The sequence below is a fragment of the Mesorhizobium sp. M7A.F.Ca.AU.002.02.1.1 genome, assembly GCF_003998535.1.
GTDB classification, from domain to species: Bacteria; Pseudomonadota; Alphaproteobacteria; order Rhizobiales; family Rhizobiaceae; genus Mesorhizobium; species Mesorhizobium ciceri.
This window is the reverse complement of the sequence record NZ_RZPB01000789.1, coordinates 1-2689: the sequence shown is the minus strand read 5'-3', so window position 1 is coordinate 2689 and position 2689 is coordinate 1. Positions and strand designations below refer to the sequence as shown.

The following is a 2689-nucleotide window of genomic DNA, read 5'->3' as shown; positions in this document are numbered from 1 at the left end:
GGCGACACGTCCATCAGATCGACGTTTTCGCGCGGCGCCATCATCACTTCGCCGGCACTGCGGCAAATGACGAATTCGTCGACGAAACCACCGTTCTTGTCGAGCTCGGCGTTGGCCTGCGCGACATGGTGCTTGGCCTCTTCCATCGCCGAGAGATAGACGACGTCATTGGTCAGCTTGCCGTCGACGATCTTGCGGTACGGGCTCTCGATGAAGCCGTACTTGTTGACGCGTGCGAAGGTGGCCAGCGAGTTGATCAGACCGATATTCGGGCCTTCCGGCGTCTCGATCGGGCAGATGCGGCCGTAATGCGTCGGGTGCACGTCGCGCACTTCGAAGCCGGCGCGCTCGCGGGTCAGACCGCCCGGTCCAAGCGCCGAGAGGCGGCGCTTGTGGGTGATCTCCGACAGCGGGTTGGTCTGGTCCATGAACTGCGACAGCTGCGAGGAACCGAAGAACTCGCGCACGGCGGCAGCCGCCGGCTTGGCGTTGATCAGATCCTGCGGCATGACCGTGTCGATCTCGATCGAGGACATACGCTCCTTGATCGCGCGCTCCATGCGCAGCAGGCCGACGCGGTACTGGTTTTCCATCAGCTCGCCGACCGAACGCACGCGGCGGTTGCCGAGATTGTCGATGTCGTCGATCTCGCCCTTGCCGTCGCGCAGTTCGACCAGCGTCCTGACCACGGCCAGGATGTCGTCCTTGCGCAGCACGCGCACGGTGTCCTCGGCCTTCAGCTCGAGGCGCATGTTCATCTTGACGCGGCCGACGGCCGACAGATCGTAGCGCTCGCTATCGAAGAACAGCGAGTTGAACATGGCTTCGGCGGTTTCAAGCGTCGGCGGCTCGCCGGGGCGCATGACACGATAGATGTCGAACAGCGCGTCCTGGCGGCTCTCGTTCTTGTCGACGTTGAGCGTGTTGCGGATATAGGCGCCGACATTGACGTGGTCGATGTCGAGAACCTTGATCTCCTCTTCGCCGGTGCCGAGCAGCACCTTCAGCGTCTTCTCGTCGATCTCGTCACCGGCCTCGAGGAAGATCTCGCCGGTGGCGTAGTTGACGATGTCCTCGGCCAGATAGTTGCCGAGCAGGTCCTCGTCGGTCGCCTTGATCGCCTTCAGACCCTTTTCGCCAAGCGCCCGTGCCTGGCGTGCGGTGATCTTCTTGCCGGCCTCGACGACGACTTCGCCGGTATCGGCATCGACCAGGTCGCCGACAGCCTTGAGGCCGCGGAAACGCTCGACGTTGAACGGAATGCGCCAATGGTCGCCGGCACGCTTGTAGGTGATCTTGTTGTAGAAGGTCGACAGGATCTCTTCGCCGTCCATGCCGAGCGCCATCAGCAGCGACGTCACCGGAATCTTGCGGCGGCGATCGATGCGGGCGTGCACGACGTCCTTGGAATCGAACTCGATGTCGAGCCACGAACCGCGATACGGGATGACGCGCGCGGCAAACAGAAGCTTGCCCGACGAGTGCGACTTGCCCTTGTCATGGTCGAAGAAGACGCCCGGCGAACGGTGCATCTGCGAAACGATGACGCGCTCGGTGCCGTTGACGATAAAGGTGCCGTTCAAGGTCATGAGCGGCATGTCGCCCATGTAGACGTCCTGCTCCTTGATGTCCTTGATGGACTTGGCGCCGGTGTCCTCGTCGATATCGAACACGATGAGGCGCAGCGTCACCTTGAGCGGCGCGGCATAGGTGAGGTCGCGCTGACGGCATTCGTCAACGTCGAATTTCGGTCCTTCGAACTCGTACTTCACGAACTCCAGCATGGAGGAGCCGGAAAAATCGGAGATCGGGAAGACCGACTTGAAAACGGCCTGCAGCCCCTCGTCCGGACGCCCACCCTTGGGCTCCGCCACCATCAGGAACTGGTCATAGGATGCCTTCTGAACCTCGATCAGGTTCGGCATCTCCGCAACTTCCGGAATCTTTCCGAAGAACTTGCGTACGCGTCTGCGGCCATTGAAAGTCTGGGTCTGGGCCATCGTCGCTCCTTAGCTCTAAACTCGGGACGAGCCTCGCCGCGGCTCGCCTTGCATACTGGGCCACCTTGGCGGCAACCCTCTGTCTGTTTTCCCGGCGCCTGTCGGCGGCCGGCTAGAACGGGAGAAAACCCGTTTCCTGAAGGCCGGTTTTCGGCCCTCAGGAAAGAGGTTCTCGCAGATCTCGCGTTACGCGCTCTCCCTTCGGGCGAAGGGAGTGGCGGACGGCGCGAGGCCGCCCGCCGCTTTTACGCTTACTTCAGTTCGACCTTGGCGCCGGCTGCTTCCAGCTGGGCCTTGAACTTGTCAGCGTCGGCCTTGGAAACGGCTTCCTTGACCGGCTTCGGAGCCGCTTCAACCAGATCCTTGGCTTCCTTGAGGCCAAGACCGGTGATGGCGCGGACTTCCTTGATGACGTTGATCTTCTGAGCGCCTGCGTCGGTGAGGACGACGTCAAATTCCGTCTTTTCCTCGGCCGGAGCAGCAGCGGCCGCAGCGCCGCCAGCAGCGGCAACCGCCACCGGAGCAGCAGCCGAAACGCCCCACTTTTCTTCCAGAAGCTTCGACAGCTCGGCCGCCTCGAGGACGGTCAGCTTCGAAAGGTCGTCTACGATCTTTGCGAGATCAGCCATTGTTGTGTTCCTTCATAAGGTTCGAACGTGTGTTTGTGATAGCGAGGAACGGCCTCATGC

2 protein-coding genes are annotated in these 2689 nt (G+C 61.8%); both read right to left on the bottom strand.

The window, feature by feature from the left end:
• On the bottom strand, window positions 1-2000 hold a 2000-nt coding region (gene rpoB, locus EN879_RS31310), incomplete at its 3' end, for a DNA-directed RNA polymerase subunit beta (protein ID WP_127274496.1).
• A 251-nt stretch (window positions 2001-2251) separates the two neighbouring features.
• Window positions 2252-2629 carry a 50S ribosomal protein L7/L12 gene (rplL, locus tag EN879_RS31305; RefSeq protein ID WP_013531413.1) on the bottom strand — a complete coding sequence of 126 codons (378 nt, stop codon included), beginning with the start codon at window positions 2627-2629 and terminating at the stop codon, window positions 2252-2254.
• Window positions 2630-2689: the final 60 nt, after the last annotated feature.